The organism is Mesorhizobium sp. C264A (assembly GCF_040324515.1).
In the GTDB taxonomy this organism is placed as follows: Bacteria; Pseudomonadota; Alphaproteobacteria; order Rhizobiales; family Rhizobiaceae; genus Mesorhizobium.
Genome location: NZ_JAMYVY010000001.1, coordinates 50,327 through 64,245 on the forward strand (window position 1 = coordinate 50,327; position 13,919 = coordinate 64,245).

Here is a 13,919-nt window from a genome sequence, read left to right on the forward strand (position 1 = left end):
ATTTTCGTGCAGCCTATCACCGGCACTACCGGACTCATCCGCGAAGTTCATAACTTTAAAGCATAAACCACACGTTGCTGGATCGTTGACGATGCATGTCGCTCTCAGCAGAATACGCCAGCAGAGACAGCCGCTTCCAAGACGAACTCGGCTGCATGCTGAGATGCCGAAAGCATTCCTGGGATAAAGCGCTCGGAGCAATAATATATGCGTGCTATCGTTATAGGATCAGGAGTTATTGGTACCTCCGTTGCATACGAGTTGGCGAAAGCGGGAGCGAAAGTTTCTGTCCTTGAGCAGGGTAGAGTTGCTTCTGGCGCTTCCGCGGTAAGTTTTGCTTGGACCAATGCCAACGGCAAAAGACCTCGCGAATACCATGCGCTCAATGTCGCTGGTATGCGCGCCTATATCGATCTCGCCCGTGAGTTCGAGGGCGCGGGCTGGTTCAACCAAACAGGCAGTTTCGAATGGTGGACCACGGAGGCTGCACAGGCAAAGCAGCTGGCGGGAGTAAAGCTTGAACAGGAATGGGGGTATGGCGTCGATTTCATCTCCCGGGATCGCGTTGCCGCGATGGAGCCCGACCTCGATGTTCGGGCGATAGGTGAGGCGCCTATCGTCTATTACCCCGAAGAGGGCTGGATCGATCCAGTTCTGTACGCAGCTTGCCTGTTGCGCAGTGCGTGCGAACGCTGGGGCGCGCAGGTGTACACCGGCACGCAAGTCAAGTCGTTGGAGACGCGGTCTGGACGCGTTTCAGGCGTGCGCACGGCGGCCGGCGAACGATTTGAAGCTGACATTGTGGTGAATTGCGCAGGGGGGGCATCCAAAGACAGCTTGGGCGAGATTCCCGGCATCCCAATGAAGTCGTCAATCGGCGTTCTGGCGTTCACTCAGCCAGTGGCGATGACCTTGAGACGGCAGTTCCACGCTGACGATCTCGATGTCCGTCCCGACGGCGCAGGCCGCCTGATGCTTCATAAAATATCAGTCGACGATCAGCTCTCCGAACCGAAACTGCTTCGGCCCGATGGCATCGAAGCGACCACCATCCTCAATGCTGCACGTGAGCTGCTTCCAGCGCTCGAGGCAGTCAGCATCGAGGCCGTCAGGACGACGGTTCGCCCGATTCCCGGCGACGGATTGAGCTGCGCCGGCCCGATGCCGCAAGTCGATGGGTATTATGTTGGCGTGACACATAGCGGTGTCACGATCGCCCCGCAGATGGCGCGGTTGCTGGCTGATGAGATTGTTCACGGGAACATCCGCGAAGAACTCGCCATGTTCAGACCAGCGCGCTTCTTCGGCGGAGCCCCTGGCAGCGTCGTACCCAAATCCGCGGTTGCCGGCCCCAGCCACGACTGAGCATTCAGGCAAGTCAAGCACCGAGGTGTGGCGCTGCCGTAGGAGATCAACCAGTCCGGAATTCGAATCGAACAAATGAGCGCAGCCTCGGAAAGGGGCGACAATCAAAAGGAAGCGCAAGGGTCGAAGGCTACGCAGAAGACAGGTCATAACCATAACAGGGGAACTCAGATGACACTTCTTTCACGCAGAACTCTATTGCTGGGATCGGCGGCCATTGGCGGCCTCTTGGTCACCGGTGTTGGTACGAATCAAGCTTCGGCAGAAGAAGGCAACACGTTGCGACTGCCGATCGGTCGCGCAGCGGGAAATCTCGATCCGCAGCGTTATGTCGGCATCTTCGCCGTGCAGGATATGATCTTCGACCCGCTCGTGCACTACTCTTCGGGCGGCAAGATCGAACCGGCTCTGGCTGCCTCGTGGGACAAGTCACCCGATGACAAAGTATACACGTTCAAGCTTCGCCCCGAGGTGACGTTCACGGATGGCGAGCCTTGGAACGCCGAAGCGGCAAAGTGGAATCTGGATCGCTGGCTTCCGAAGGAAGACTACAACTGGATGCGTATCAGCGCGAATCTCGACAAGATCGAGATCGTCGACCCGATGACGATCGCAATCCATTTCAAGCAGCCGACTCCCACGGCTCTCGTAGAGTTTTCCTATGTCAGGCCCGTAAGGTTCCTGAGCCCTAAAGCAGTTGATGGAGAGGGTAAGTACGCATCTCCTGTGGGAACCGGTCCGTGGAAGATCGAGAAGGACGCGCCTGAGGGCACCGACCTCATTCCCAACGAAAAGTACTGGGGGGCAAAGCCTTCTGTTGACAAGGTTTCGCTGATTGTCATGCCGGACGCACGCAGTCGGATGTCGGCGCTACGAGCAGGCGACATCGACGCGATGGGCGGACAGTTCATCGCTCCCGTCAGTCCTCAGGATGCGAAGACCCTTGAGTCTTCCGGCATGACCGTGGTGACCGACACGGGCACGGATACGATTGTGCTCGGCTTCAACCCGCGCATCGATACTTTTAAGGATGTGCGTGTTCGCGAGGCGTTCAACCTGCTTATCGACCGCGAGGGCATCTGCAAGGCAGTGATGAAGGGTTTTGCCACGCCTACGATGAACCTTTATCCCGAGGTGATCGCCTATTCGGGAACCCGATTTGAAGTTCCGAAGCGTGACCTGGAAAAAGCTAAGAGCCTGCTCGACGAGGCCGGTTGGGTTGGAGAGCCTGTCCGATCCAAGGACGGCAAGCAGCTGAACATCGATCTTGTCATATCCGAAGACGCGGTCCCGAGCTCCCGGGCCCTAGGCGAGGTTATACAGGCGTTGCTTTCGGAAGCCGGTATCGGCGTGAAGTTGCGCAACGTCGACCACGCTACGCGTCACGGTGATATTCCGGAGTTCAAGTATGATCTCTCGCTGTTTATAACCAACGGCGCGCCGTATGACCCCTTCAATTCAATTGGTTTGATGGTCCTCTCGACGATCGAACCGGGAACGGACGGAAAGATCTACGAGGACAAGGCGGTTGACCCACTGATCCTCAAGGCACTCTCGGCTCCGGAGCCCGAGCGGGCTGAGGCATTCCAGGCCGTTTTCACCTGGCTGCATGACAACTGGGCGATGATGCCGCTGTTCCACGCCCAGCGAATCTGGGCGCACAATGATCGCGTCAAGGCTTTTGCCATACCCGCGACAGAATACGAGATGCCGCTGAAAGGCATATCTCTTTAAGCTGTACCTGTGCCTCGGCTTCGCGCCGAGGCACCCGCAGTCTCAGGAAAGCCAAAGGTTCGCCATGCTGAGAATAGCCATGAAGCGCGGTGTTTCCGCCGCCATCCTCATCGCCATCGCCTCTGTGTTCTCTTTCATCTTGATCGCAGCGTTTCCCGGAAACGTGGCCGCGCTCATAGCTGAGTTGAGAGGCGGCTTTGTGTCGCACAAGGTCGTTGAGCAGGTGGCGATCGAATACGGCCTGAACGATCCGCTGCCATTGCGATATGTGCACTGGCTCGGCGATGTGTTGCAGGGCGATTTCGGAAGGTCGCTGCGAACCGGTCAGCCGGTCTCAGAAGCCATAATGGAACGCCTTGAGCCCACTCTGGTTCTTATTGCTGGCGGCGGCATTGTCATGCTGATCGTTGGTGTCGGGCTCAGCTTCATGGGTGCCATGTGGCCTAACGGAACGACAGACCGGATGATCCGCGCCTTCGCCGTTTTGAACGTGTCGATCCCAAAATTTTTCCTAGCATCAATGCTCATTTATGCGTTCGGCGTGACGTGGAACGTGTTTCCCACTTTCGGCTTCAGGGGACTTTCCAGTTGGATTTTGCCGAGCATCGCCATTGGGGTTGTTCCAGGTGCGCTCCTCAGCCGCGTCGCACGGGTCGCGCTGGAGGAAACTATGAGCAAGCCTTATGTCATCACCGCGATCAGCAAAGGCTTCAGCAGACGAAGAATTCTGTTTCGCGACGCCTTGCCGAATATCGTCCCGGTCGTTTTGACAGCGTTTGGAATGGCGCTGGCCCAGATGGTGCCCAACGCGTTCATCATCGAACCGATTTTTTCGTGGCAAGGTCTTGGCGCCTATTTTGTTGAGGCAGCTCGCTTCCGGGATCTCCCAGTACTGCAGGCGTGCCTGCTGATCTTCTCCGTGCTGTTCATTGTGGTGAATCTCGTCGTCGACCTGATCGTCATTGTCGTCGATCCGCTTCAACGTCGAGCTGCGAGGGCCTGATCATGAGTTCGATAAAATCATTCTTTCGCAGCGTCGGCTGGCCGATCTCGCTGATGATCGGGTTCTTTGTCTTCATCGCGACCTTCGGCTCACTGGTCAGCCCTTATGACCCGAATACGCAAAACCTCCTTGCTCCAACTGAATCGTTTTCAGGAGTCTACTGGCTGGGCACCGACAACCTCGGGCGCGACGTGCTCAGCCGACTTATTGCGGGTGCCCAGACCACGCTCGTGGGTGTGACCATTGTCCTGTTTCTTGCCGGCATATTTGGAATGTTGGTTGGGACCATATCCGGCTATTTCGGTGGCTGGATCGACGAAATCCTCATGCGTATGGTCGACTTCGGCCTCAGTGTGCCTAGTCTCGTGGTGGCGCTGGCGATCGTTGGTGTATTCGGTCCTAGCTATTGGAATATGATCATTGCGCTGGCGATCGCCTGGACGCCAATCTATGCCCGGCTGACGCGAGGTGTGGTGGCGGCGGCAGTAAACCAGCCGCATATCGAAAGCCTTCGCGTTTTGGGCGCCAGCCGACTCAGGATCATATTCAAACATCTGGTGCCGGTCGCATTGGGATCCGTGCTGATCTACGCGAGCGCGGACGTCGGTATTTTGGCCCTCGCGATCGCTAACTTGAGCTTTCTGGGGCTCGGTGTGCAGCCGCCGCAAGCGGAGTGGGGACAGATGCTGGTTTCGAGCCTGCCCTATCTTGAAGAAGCACCGCGCCTGGTGATCCTTCCGGGGCTCGCGCTTACCATCATGGTCGTAGGTTTCAACCTGTTCGGCGAGAAGATCGCGCTGTCCAAGAACCCGCGCCGGATGACCAAGCGGAGCTTGGCCGCCCGCAAGAAACTGTTCATGAAGGAGATCGCGACATGAGCACTGGGAGTTCCCCAACACCTGCATTGCTCGAAGTCTCCAATCTGTCGGTGACGCTCCATACGGCGAGAACCAGCGTCAAGCCGGTCGATGGCGTGAGCTACCGTGTGAACGAAGGCGAGGTCCTGGCGATTGTCGGCGAAAGCGGCAGCGGCAAGACCATCCTCAACATGGCGCCGCTATCTCTGCTTCCGACGGGACTCGACGCTGAAATAGAGGGGACGGTGAAATTCAACGGCCTCGACATCCTGCGAGCGCCTGAGCAACAAATGCGCAAACTGCGTGGCGGCGAGATCGGCGTCATATTTCAGGATCCGTTGAGTTCTCTCAACCCGGTCCGACGCATTGGAAGGCAGATCGCCGAGGTCTCGGAATTGCACCTTGGCATGACTGCGGCGCAGGCCGACAAACGAGCCGCCGAACTGCTGGCGTTGGTCGGGCTACCCGATCCACTAAGCCGACTGCAGCAGTATCCGCACGAGCTTTCCGGGGGTATGCGCCAGCGCGTTGGCATAGCGATGAGCATTGCCGGCGAGCCCAAGCTCCTCATAGCGGATGAGCCTACCACCGCGCTCGATGTCACGGTTCAGGCTCAGATCGTGGAGCTGCTGAAAGACCTACAGAGGCGCCTGCAGATGGCCATCGTCATCATCACTCACGATTTTGGTGTGGTCTCCGGCATGGCGACCAAGGTGGCGGTGATGTACGCCGGCCGGCTGTCAGAACTGGGTCCGGTGGACGACGTGCTGATGACGCCGGTCCACCCCTACACCAAAGGTCTGCTCGGTTCAGTTCCATCGCTAAATGCAGACATTGGTTCGAAATTTATTGGTCTTCCTGGCCAGCCGCCAGATCTGTCTCGGTTGATACGCGGTTGTGCGTTCACGCCACGCTGCGCTTCGGCGCTGCAGAGCTGCAGCGCCACTCAACCGCACTTGCTTTCAGTACCAGGAGAGTCGTCGACGCACGTCGCCGCATGCCCGGTCATCATCAACAAGCTTGCGCGAGTGATGGAAGATGCCTGAGAACCTCATTGAGATCGTCGATCTCAAAACTCACTTTCGCGACCGCCACACAGGGGCTGAGATTAAGGCCTGTGATGGCGTGAGCCTGAAGATTGGCGCGGGCGAGATTGTAGGATTGGTCGGGGAGTCGGGATGCGGAAAATCGACACTGGGTCGCACGATCGTCGGTCTCGAGAGCGCCAAATCCGGAGAGATCCGATTCAAGGGCGAAAATTTCCTGGCTATGAGCGGCAAGCATTTGTTCGAACGAAGGCGCAAGATCCAATACATCTTTCAGGATCCGCTTTCCTCGCTGAGTTCCCGACAGACGATTGGTCAGGCGATCGATGAAGCGCTGCTCATCAATGGGGAGAACAACCATTCCGCGCGGGCGGCACATGTCAAAGAACTCTTGGACCAAGTGGGGCTGCCCGAACAGATAATGGAGCGCTATCCGCGCGAGATGTCGGGTGGCCAACGTCAACGCGTGTGTATCGCGCGATCGCTTGCTGCCAACCCAACCGTACTCATATGCGATGAGCCTGTCAGTTCGCTCGATGTCTCCATCAGAGCGCAAATCATGAACCTGTTTCTGAAGCTGCGCGATGATTTCGGAATGTCATGTCTTCTCATTGCGCACGATCTGGCCATCGTTCGCCAGGCCGCACAGCGCGTCTACGTGATGTATCTCGGCCGCGTCATGGAAGAAGGTGAGAGCGGCGCGCTCTATAGCCAGCCCGCACATCCGTATACACAGGCGCTGCTCAGCGCGGTCCCGTCGACAAATCCAGTTGAGGAGCGCGAACGTCAGCGGATCATTCTAAAGGGAGATGTGCCAAGCCCTGTGAATCCGCCGACCGGATGCCGTTTTCGTACGCGCTGCCCTGCCGTGCAAAGTGTTTGTGAGACATCGCCTCCGGTCAACAGCTTGTCGGAATCGCATCTCGCAAGTTGTCATTTCGCTGGTCGGATCAAAGCGGGTATCCTGCAGGAATACGACGTGAGACAAGTCGGATAAACCGGCGTGGGAGACGGAGAGGCCCAGGTTCTCCAATATTGATGCGTACTCGCGGCGCCGAATACGGCTTGGGGATCTCCATGCCAGTAGCCGGAGACCGGATTCCTCTGGTCGGCACAGTCGCAACGTTGCGTCGGCGCGATCGGTGCTTCAGTCGGCATTCAGCGGTACATACATCGGCTACTTGGGTTTCTCCTCAAGCTTTTCATCCCCGAAAGAATTGCCTCCCAGGTGCGGCTCGATATCCGAAGCTTGACGATTCTATCCCACATCCGCCTCACGTCCGCACCCTCAGCGCCTGCTCCAGCCTGTCGGCAATCTGTGTGACGATATAGGCAATCACCATGTAGATCACGACGGCAATCACGAAGGCTTCGAGGTAGTAGTAGTTCAGGGCGGCGGTCAGCTGGGACTGGGCGAAGATATCGACGACCTCGATGGCGAATCCGAGAGAAAGCGCCTTCATGATGACCATCATCGAAGTCGTCAGGTCGGGAATTGCGGTGAGGGCCACCTGGGGAAACAGGATACGTCGAAACAGTTGGCCGCCCGTATAGCCGAGCGAATGGGCCGCGTCCGACTGACCGGTGTCGAATGCATTCAGGGCTCCCTTGATAATCTCGGATTGGAACGCGGCGACACAGCCGGTAATCGCGACGACAAGAATGACCCAATTGGGGGTTTCGTGAGCGTTGAAGTTGATCCCGAGCAACGAGAACAGGAACTGAAATGCGGGCGGCAGACCGAAATAGGCGAGGAAAATAACGATGACCATTGGAACGCCCTTGAAGACGATCTTGTAAGTCATGATGAGCTCTCGCAGAACCGGCACCCGTCTGTATTCGATCAGCGCGAATATGCTGCCGACTATCGTCGACAGGACGAAAATCAAGAGTGCCATTCCAACGGTCACGGGTACGGCACTCAGAATTTCCTGCGTGTCCTGGAGCAAAATATCGGTATCAAACATGGTTGAATACCCTTACGTCAGACGCTCGCGAGGAGCTCGTTCTTGATCGGAGTTGTTGTCGTTGACTCTGGCGCTTGCATCGGTGATCGAAGCTCGAAGAAGCGCACGATGAGCCATGCGACCAGGCACATCAGCGAATAGATGACCGCCAGGACGAGGTAGGTTTCGAACTGGAACTGGTTGTAGTCGCGCTCCATGATCAAATGCGCAGTCGCCATGACGTCGGCGGCGCCGATGTACATGACCAGCGCAACGTTATGGATCAGGTAGATGACGGAGTTCCCGTAGCCCGGTAGTGCGAAGTGCACCGCTTGCGGGCCGACGACGCGAGTAATTTTCTGCCGGAACGTATATCCAAGGCTATCGGCCGCATCGTGCTGGCCGCGATCGACGGCAAGATATGCAGGCCGCATGACTTCCGACAGATATCCTCCATGGTAGAGGCTCAACCCCACCATGGCAGCCATCGTCGGCGAAATAAAATCTTTGGCGCCGAACAGGATCACCAACAGCGGAAGCCCATAAAACGCGACGAACAGCTGCAGGACGACAGGAACGCTCCGGGCATAGGACACGTAGAGGTCCACCAGGTGACTGATCAGTGGCACCCTGCGAACCCGGAGTGTTGTCGCGATGAGAGCCAGACAGAACCCGGAAATGAGGGCCGTAAACGTGATGGCGAGCGTCAGCGGCAGTGCCGAGAGCAACTCGGGAATCATAGCAGATACATCCACTTTGAAACGCTCCTTTTTGCAATTCAGCCTTGCCGCTGACTAGCGAATATGGCCCTCGACGGCCGTGCTATTTCATGTACTGGACGATGCCCTCGCCGAACCACTTCTGCGAGAGCTTCTCGATCGTGCCGTCGTCTTTCAATTCCTTGAGAACCTTGTTCACATCGTCAGCCAGAACCTTGTTCTCGTCTGATCTGTGGATCAGCATGTAGGTGTTGTTGCTGAACACTGGTTCGGACGCCACGATATCGAGTTTCTTTTGCTCGATGACGGTCTGCTCACCGAGATTGGACGGCAAGACGAGAGCGTCGAACTTACCGTTCTGAACTTCGTCCAGCCGGTTCGGGTAGGGAATGCCTGCACTCGATGCCGTGACATCGAGCTTGTATTGCGGGTTTTCTTTCTGCCAGTTCATGATGAACTTGTAGGTTCCACCGCCGGCCGTGGTCGGAACGATCCTCTTGCCGACCAGGTCTTTCATTTCCTTGATGCCGCTGTCTTTCTTGCTGTAGATCTTCATCAGGCTGGCGCCCATGGGATTTTCCGGAATGAAGAACTGCTTGGAGCGCTCGGGCGACTTGTAGTAGCCACCCACCGCGATGTCGTACTTGCCCGTAGCGAGACCGGTTTCCTGGGCAATGTCGGAGACGCCTTCCATTTCGAACTTGTATTGCGGCAGCTTTGCGTTGATCGCCCTCAGGAGATCGGGCTCATAGCCTTGCGGCTCGACGCCGATCGCGCCCCATGCCAGCGGCTTGGATTCGGCAGACGTCGCGATCTTGATTGTCCGAACGGTCTGGCCATAGCTGACCCCCGCCGTTGCAAGGGCTATTGCGATGCCGCCGACGACAGCCAGGGCATGACGACGGGAAAAGCGGGATGTGATTACAGACATTTCTTAGGTTCCCTTGTTGTTGGATTATTGAAAAGCGAGTTCTGACTGCAGGAATTGAGCAAGTCGTGGGCTGGAAGGCGCGTCGAAGATATCAGCCGGGCTGCCATCGGCGGCGACCACGCCACGGTCCATGAAGACGATCCGGTTGGAGATGTTCCTTGCGAATTGCATCTCATGGGTCACAAGCAGCGAAGTGATCCCTGACGAGGTGACGTCCTTGATCACCTTCAGGACTTCACCGACGAGTTCTGGATCCAGCGATGACGTAGGCTCATCGAAGAGTATCACGTCGGGACGAACCGCCAGGGCGCGCGCAATGCCGGTGCGCTGGAGCTGGCCGCCCGACAGTTGGGAGGGATAGCTGTCTCGCTTCGGGGTGAGGCCGACCCGCTCGAGCTCCCGCAAGGCGATCTCCCGCGCCTCGTCCGCGGACTTGCGCTGCACGACGACCAGTGGATCCATCACGTTCTGCAGGACCGTCATGTTCTTGAAGACGTTGAATTGTTGAAAGACCATCGCCGTTCGCAACCGGATCGCCTGGACAGCGACCTTGTCGGCACGCTGGTAATCCATCCGGATCTGATCGAACGCGATGGTTCCTGACGACGGCTTGGCCAGGTAGTTGATGCATTTCAGCAACGTGGTCTTGCCGGTGCCGCTGGGGCCGATGATCGAAACCACGTCACCCCGCTTTACCGAGAGATTGACGCCGTTCAGAACCTGCGTGCTTCCGTAAGACAGCTTTACATCTTTGAGTTCAAGCATTGCTGGTTGTCCCTTCGGAAAGTGTGAGACGGACTGCTTCGACCGCATGCGACATCATCACCCGCTCTCCGCATGGCCGAGAACGTGCATCAGCCGGTTTGCCCAGCCGAAGATCGATATGGCGTGGATCAGGTCGATAATCTCGCGGTCGTCCATGCCGACTGATCGAAGCGCGGCGATATCGTCTGCCGTTGCTTCCGACGGGGCCGCCGACAGGCGGCGGGCAAAACTGTAGATTGCCGCATCGCGTGGGCCGAGCGCTTCAGGTTTATCGAGATAGAGCGCGGTGACCACTTCGTCGTTCTTGGTCAGCTCTGCATGCCTGCGGGCGTGAACAACGGCGCAGAATTTGCAGCCATTGACGATGGACGCACCTAATGCACCAAGCTCGCGGTCAGGGCGGGCAAGCCCGCCTTCGACATACATGATGGCGTTGAACAAGATGGTGCGGGCAAGGTAGCTCTCAGGGTCATGCGCAAGGGTGCGCACATATTCCGAAACTTTCTTGGCTGATGGCGTGACCTTCATCGCTTCAAGCTGTTCCGGCGTGGCCTCGGATAGCTCGACCGGCGCTATGTACGGATGCCAATTCAATGGCTTCAGGCGCACCGCGGAAATCATGCCGTCCTCAACAATCGCAGGCCGGTTGCCACCCGCGTCTGGAAATTGACGAAGGCGATGAGCTCGGAAAGGGCGACGATCTGAGGATTGTTCAATCCAGCTTGGGCGAGCAGGGCGATGTGGCCCGCTTCCGCCTTTTTCGGTGTCAGCGTAATCAGGTCCACATGACGTGCGATGGTCGCCAATGGCTCTTCCAAATCCGTTTCCCCCTGGGCTAAGGCCAGAAGCTGCTCAGTCGGATCGAGCTGAGCCAGCTGCACATCAAATTCGGCCATCAGGACCGGATCGGCATTCAGAGCGGCCATGCGACGGGCCAGAGCAACCCGCAAATTAGGCGCAAGCCCTTGGTCGTTTGCTGGCTGCAGGACGGAGAGGCGACATTCCTCGGCCCCCAGCACGAATTCAGGCCGAAACCGACGCGCGCTGAAAAGCGCATCGTGCGGTGATAGACCGGCGGCCTTGTCCATTGCGTCGATCACAGCGCGGCCTCCTTCTCCAACAAGGGTGTTGAATCGACCCATTCGTCGCCCAGAAGTTCGGGCGTGTCGTAAGCGATCAGGTTGGCGAAGTGGGTTTCGACATCTTCGGCAAACAGCGATGCGGCAATGCCGCGGACCAAACGGTCGGCACCCGCGCTGACGGCTGGGATATCACCGGAGACCTTGCCGTGCGTCAGCATGGCGGCGTCGTTGAAGCAGTGGATATGCGACAGCATCGGGCAGGAGCCGGGGACGCGCTCACGAAACTCGAAGGCGGGACCTAGGTCCGGTGCGTCGGACATGCCTGCACGCGCCGGCCCCATGTCCGGTGTATATCGGCCATCCGACCAGGTGCGGATATGTGGCGCGATGGCTGCAAATTCCGGGCGGCCGTTGAAGTCGTTTGAAAAGCCGGTTGCCGCGATCAGGAAGTCGTAGCGCATCAGCCCCTGGGTGGTTTCGATAAGCAGGCCTCCCGCATCTTCCGTGACCGCGACGATGCCGCAGTCGAGAAAGAACCGGGCATTGGGGTGGCGAGAAACGCGAAGCGTCGATGAACGCGGCGGCGGCGTCTGGGTTGAGGCGGTGTAGTCGAAGAACTTCCACTTCCAGGCATCGGGCAATTGATGCATGCCGAGTACAACACCCGGACTGCCGATTCCGGTCAGCTTGTTGACGCGCGGCATTTCCTTGCGCCGGATCAACATGTCCACAGATCCGGCGCCCGCCTCGAGTGCGGTTGCGGCATTGTCCATGGACGAGGCACCGGCGCCGATGACCGCCACACGCTTACCTTGCAGCGCGTCGAAATCGATCTCGTCCGCAGAATGGGCCCAATAAGCGCGATCGATGCCCCTGAGGAAATCGGGCACGGCAAAACCGCCCAGACCAGAGCGGCCGGTGGCCAGAACGAGATGACGGGTGAGAACCCGGCCGGATTCCGCGCCTTCGATATCGATCGCAATCAGATCACCAACCGGTGCGACGCCGGTCATGCGCACGCCGTTGCGCACAGGCAGAGCAAGAACCTTGCGGTACCAGACCAGGTAATCCATCCACTGGCCCTTGGGGATTTTGTCCAGCGACCGCCAGGCGTCGACGCCCCATTGCGCCGTGAACCAGGCGCGGAACGTCAATTGCGGCAAGCCGAGCGACGGACCGTGCAGGGTCTTCGGCGACCGGAGTGTTTGCATGCGGGCAAACGTTATCCACGGTCCTTCGAGCCCAGCCGGCGCCGCATCATAGGCGACGACATTGGTGATCCCTGCCAGCACCAGCTTTGCCGTGGCAGCAAGTCCGCACATGCCAGCGCCAATGACCACGACATCACGGACCGGGGCGCCCTCATGCATGCGTGTGGGGACCCAGGGCTTGGCGGGCAGCTCGACAAAGTCGAGATCCTGCGCGAGCTGGGCTTCCAACGCGGCAAGGCCCGTCGATGCTGCCGGGGTGGGAGTATGCTTCATATTCCAGTTCCGTTATTTGTGCCCGACGCGGGATCGTTCACCAATTGGCTGGCCAAAGCTGGATCGAGCTTCTTGAAACCGACGATCGACCGTTCAGCCACCGCTTCGACCGCATCCATCAGCGCCTGCGCGACTGGGCGAAGGGGACGTTTTGAGGCAGCCACAACGCCCCAATAAAAGAGAACGGTTACATCGATCGGGCGAATGACGACCCCAGGCAGGGCGACGCCATAGGCCGTGAGGGGATCGATGACGGCCGCGACACCAGTATGGCGCACGATCTGCAACGCGCCGTAGGCAGTATTGGTCCGGATCACCGGGCCGGTGTCGATGCCCCGGGCAGCGAGTGCCTTGGCGACATGCAACTGAAACCGCAGCGGATTGAGCAACGTAGCCACGCGACGACCCGCAAAAGCCGAAAGCGGTATGACATCAAGTTCAGCCAGCGCATCGTCCTCCCGCACGGCAGCAACATCAGGCGCCGAATAGAGCCGTAGGACATCCAGACCGGGCGTATCGAGCGGCAGGCTTGAAAACCCGATCTCGGCACGTCCGCTGCGCACTTCCTGGGCGACGATCGAGGGAAGAAACTGCCCGAGATGCGTCTCGTGCGGAAGCTCGACACCCTTGAGCTCGGCCAGGGCCGCCGGGATCAAGCCGGTGCCGATCGCGGAGGTTGTGACAATCTGCAGGATCCGCCCACGGCCGGCGGCGATCATCTTGGCCCGCGCTGCAAGTTCGGTGAAAGACATCAACAATCGCCGCGCTTCCTCCTCGAATGCGACACCCTCTTCAGACAGCTGCACCCGTCGACCGATCCGATGCAGCAATTCGAAGCCAAGTTCGGCCTCGAGCTCCTGAATGGTGCGTGTCACCGAAGGTTGGGAACGCCCGAGCATGTCAGCCGCCTTGGTAATGCTGCCGCTGGCAGCAACCGCAAGGAAGGTCTGAAGGTCCCGGGTTTCCATGTTCTCCCTACATGCGTAA

The 13,919-nt window shown here is 58.4% G+C and carries 14 protein-coding genes; 6 read left to right on the forward strand and 8 right to left on the reverse strand.

Annotation, left to right across the window (positions count from 1 at the left end):
• Window positions 1-207 precede the first annotated feature (207 nt).
• The 6 genes from NKL04_RS00245 to NKL04_RS00270 all read left to right on the forward strand — a co-directional run bounded on the left by NKL04_RS00245 (window position 208) and on the right by NKL04_RS00270 (window position 7,002).
• A complete protein-coding gene (locus NKL04_RS00245) occupies window positions 208-1,365 on the forward strand; it encodes an NAD(P)/FAD-dependent oxidoreductase (protein WP_081727304.1) in 1,158 nt (385 codons plus the stop codon).
• A 171-nt stretch (window positions 1,366-1,536) separates the two neighbouring features.
• Window positions 1,537-3,099 (forward strand): ABC transporter substrate-binding protein, encoded by a 1,563-nt coding sequence (locus NKL04_RS00250; protein WP_031202376.1) that lies wholly within the window; start codon window positions 1,537-1,539, stop codon window positions 3,097-3,099.
• A gap of 64 nt (window positions 3,100-3,163) precedes the next feature.
• Window positions 3,164-4,102, forward strand: coding sequence for an ABC transporter permease (locus NKL04_RS00255; protein ID WP_023686269.1), 939 nt, complete (start codon window positions 3,164-3,166; stop codon window positions 4,100-4,102).
• A gap of 2 nt (window positions 4,103-4,104) precedes the next feature.
• Complete coding sequence (locus NKL04_RS00260; protein ID WP_023683335.1) at window positions 4,105-4,980, forward strand: ABC transporter permease; 876 nt, start codon at window positions 4,105-4,107, stop codon at window positions 4,978-4,980.
• A complete protein-coding gene (locus NKL04_RS00265) occupies window positions 4,977-6,005 on the forward strand; it encodes an ABC transporter ATP-binding protein (protein WP_031202375.1) in 1,029 nt (342 codons plus the stop codon). Before NKL04_RS00260 ends, NKL04_RS00265 begins: the two co-directional genes overlap by 4 nt.
• Complete coding sequence (locus NKL04_RS00270; RefSeq protein ID WP_023686268.1) at window positions 5,998-7,002, forward strand: ABC transporter ATP-binding protein; 1,005 nt, start codon at window positions 5,998-6,000, stop codon at window positions 7,000-7,002. The genes NKL04_RS00265 and NKL04_RS00270 overlap by 8 nt, the downstream gene beginning before the upstream one ends.
• A gap of 277 nt (window positions 7,003-7,279) precedes the next feature.
• On the opposite strand, the gene NKL04_RS00275 is transcribed toward NKL04_RS00270, so the two are convergent.
• From NKL04_RS00275 to NKL04_RS00310, 8 genes are all read right to left on the reverse strand, one after another.
• The gene (locus NKL04_RS00275) at window positions 7,280-7,972 is read right to left on the reverse strand and encodes an amino acid ABC transporter permease (protein WP_023669865.1); all 693 of its coding nucleotides are present in this window, start codon (window positions 7,970-7,972) and stop codon (window positions 7,280-7,282) included.
• Window positions 7,973-7,989: 17 nt separating this feature from the next.
• Window positions 7,990-8,706: an amino acid ABC transporter permease gene (locus tag NKL04_RS00280; RefSeq protein ID WP_023686267.1), complete on the reverse strand. Its 717-nt coding sequence runs from the start codon at window positions 8,704-8,706 to the stop codon at window positions 7,990-7,992.
• Window positions 8,707-8,773: 67 nt separating this feature from the next.
• Complete coding sequence (locus tag NKL04_RS00285; protein WP_023669867.1) at window positions 8,774-9,601, reverse strand: transporter substrate-binding domain-containing protein; 828 nt, start codon at window positions 9,599-9,601, stop codon at window positions 8,774-8,776.
• Between the two features lie 24 nt (window positions 9,602-9,625).
• Window positions 9,626-10,366 carry an amino acid ABC transporter ATP-binding protein gene (locus tag NKL04_RS00290; RefSeq protein WP_023669868.1) on the reverse strand — a complete coding sequence of 247 codons (741 nt, stop codon included), beginning with the start codon at window positions 10,364-10,366 and terminating at the stop codon, window positions 9,626-9,628.
• A gap of 57 nt (window positions 10,367-10,423) precedes the next feature.
• The gene (locus NKL04_RS00295; RefSeq protein ID WP_023669869.1) at window positions 10,424-10,987 is read right to left on the reverse strand and encodes a peroxidase-related enzyme; all 564 of its coding nucleotides are present in this window, start codon (window positions 10,985-10,987) and stop codon (window positions 10,424-10,426) included.
• The gene (locus tag NKL04_RS00300; RefSeq protein WP_023669870.1) at window positions 10,984-11,466 is read right to left on the reverse strand and encodes a CMD domain-containing protein; all 483 of its coding nucleotides are present in this window, start codon (window positions 11,464-11,466) and stop codon (window positions 10,984-10,986) included. Before NKL04_RS00300 ends, NKL04_RS00295 begins: the two co-directional genes overlap by 4 nt.
• Window positions 11,463-12,932: an NAD(P)-binding domain-containing protein gene (locus tag NKL04_RS00305; RefSeq protein WP_023686266.1), complete on the reverse strand. Its 1,470-nt coding sequence runs from the start codon at window positions 12,930-12,932 to the stop codon at window positions 11,463-11,465. Before NKL04_RS00305 ends, NKL04_RS00300 begins: the two co-directional genes overlap by 4 nt.
• Window positions 12,929-13,900 (reverse strand): LysR family transcriptional regulator, encoded by a 972-nt coding sequence (locus NKL04_RS00310; RefSeq protein ID WP_023669872.1) that lies wholly within the window; start codon window positions 13,898-13,900, stop codon window positions 12,929-12,931. Before NKL04_RS00310 ends, NKL04_RS00305 begins: the two co-directional genes overlap by 4 nt.
• Window positions 13,901-13,919 lie beyond the last annotated feature (19 nt).

Excerpts from the sequence above, each read along its gene's own strand:
- NKL04_RS00260 (WP_023683335.1), top strand. The coding sequence starts at position 4,105 with ATGAGTTCGATAAAATCATTCTTTCGCAGCGTCGGCTGGCCGATCTCG.
- NKL04_RS00295 (WP_023669869.1), bottom strand. The coding sequence starts at position 10,987 with ATGATTTCCGCGGTGCGCCTGAAGCCATTGAATTGGCATCCGTACATA.
- NKL04_RS00275 (WP_023669865.1), bottom strand. The coding sequence starts at position 7,972 with ATGTTTGATACCGATATTTTGCTCCAGGACACGCAGGAAATTCTGAGT.
- NKL04_RS00255 (WP_023686269.1), top strand. The coding sequence starts at position 3,164 with ATGCTGAGAATAGCCATGAAGCGCGGTGTTTCCGCCGCCATCCTCATC.
- NKL04_RS00310 (WP_023669872.1), bottom strand. The coding sequence starts at position 13,900 with ATGGAAACCCGGGACCTTCAGACCTTCCTTGCGGTTGCTGCCAGCGGC.
- NKL04_RS00245 (WP_081727304.1), top strand. The coding sequence starts at position 208 with ATGCGTGCTATCGTTATAGGATCAGGAGTTATTGGTACCTCCGTTGCA.
- NKL04_RS00290 (WP_023669868.1), bottom strand. The coding sequence starts at position 10,366 with ATGCTTGAACTCAAAGATGTAAAGCTGTCTTACGGAAGCACGCAGGTT.
- NKL04_RS00270 (WP_023686268.1), top strand. The coding sequence starts at position 5,998 with ATGCCTGAGAACCTCATTGAGATCGTCGATCTCAAAACTCACTTTCGC.
- NKL04_RS00285 (WP_023669867.1), bottom strand. The coding sequence starts at position 9,601 with ATGTCTGTAATCACATCCCGCTTTTCCCGTCGTCATGCCCTGGCTGTC.
- NKL04_RS00250 (WP_031202376.1), top strand. The coding sequence starts at position 1,537 with ATGACACTTCTTTCACGCAGAACTCTATTGCTGGGATCGGCGGCCATT.
- NKL04_RS00305 (WP_023686266.1), bottom strand. The coding sequence starts at position 12,932 with ATGAAGCATACTCCCACCCCGGCAGCATCGACGGGCCTTGCCGCGTTG.
- NKL04_RS00265 (WP_031202375.1), top strand. The coding sequence starts at position 4,977 with ATGAGCACTGGGAGTTCCCCAACACCTGCATTGCTCGAAGTCTCCAAT.